Here is an 828-nt window from a genome sequence, read left to right as displayed (position 1 = left end):
AAGCCGAGATATCTTTCGAAGAACGAGGACGTTGCCGCAACATCCCCGGTGGGGAAGCTTATGTGATTGAGCCTAGTGGAGAATGCTGCGGTTTCGGAAATGGGCGTGTTCATTGCGGGGCCTTCTTTTGTCAGTGGACGGCGCAAAAATGCGAGCTTAAACTCATCTTCACAACTCGCATTCCCAATGGAAGCCCGCGCCTTGCCTGAAATGCCCATCACCCCGCGCAAGACGCCGCGACAGGCCCGATCCGCAGAGACCGTCCGCGCGATCCTAGAGGCGGCTGCTCGCATTCTCGAAGCCAAGGGGTTCGACGGGTACAACACCAATGCCGTCGCGGAACTGGCCGGGGTCAGCGTGGGATCGTTGTACCAGTACTTCCCGGGCAAGGACGCCTTGACGGCAGCGCTGATCGAGCGGGAAAAAGCGCAATTGCTTCGTGACATTGCCGCGATCGAGATCACCGATCCACGCGCGGCCTTGCGCGATGTCATCGCAGCATGCGCGGCGCATCAGATGCATCGCCCGGTCCTCGCTCGCCTGCTGGATTTCGAGGAACTGCGGTTGCCGCTACGCGATCAGCAAGCAGATGCGGCAGACAGCCTCACCACCATGCTCGGATCGATCATGCGCCTTGTGCCGGGCTTATTGCCTGATCGGCTTGAGACCACTGCCGCGGACTGCCTGGCGATCATCAAGGGCATCAACGATGCCTCTGGAGAACGCGGCGAGACAGACATGACATGTCTTCGATATCGAGTGGAGCGGGCCGTTTTCGGCTATCTAGGAATGGTCGCGCCAGTCGATCCTTGATCCTCGCTTCTTTCG

The 828-nt window shown here is 59.5% G+C and carries 2 protein-coding genes; one reads left to right on the top strand and one right to left on the bottom strand.

Annotated features, from left to right (window positions below):
* Positions 1–218 (bottom strand): VOC family protein (locus AC58EF_RS28575; protein WP_497279752.1); only part of this gene is annotated, 218 nt, incomplete at its 3' end.
* On the opposite strand from AC58EF_RS28575, the gene AC58EF_RS28570 reads away from it, so the two are divergent.
* Positions 211–813 carry a TetR/AcrR family transcriptional regulator gene (locus tag AC58EF_RS28570; protein ID WP_497279750.1) on the top strand — a complete coding sequence of 201 codons (603 nt, stop codon included), beginning with the start codon at positions 211–213 and terminating at the stop codon, positions 811–813. The two genes, AC58EF_RS28575 and AC58EF_RS28570, sit on opposite strands and share 8 nt — an antisense overlap.
* The last annotated feature ends 15 nt before the right edge of the window (positions 814–828 follow it).

It is taken from the genome of Sphingobium sp. WR1, assembly GCF_059693745.1.
The sequence above is the reverse complement of the archived record's forward strand: the minus strand, read 5'-3'. Positions and strand labels throughout refer to the sequence as shown.

Bases quoted from the DNA above. Each gene is read 5' to 3' on its own strand.
- AC58EF_RS28570 (WP_497279750.1), top strand. From the start codon at position 211: ATGCCCATCACCCCGCGCAAGACGCCGCGACAGGCCCGATCCGCAGAG.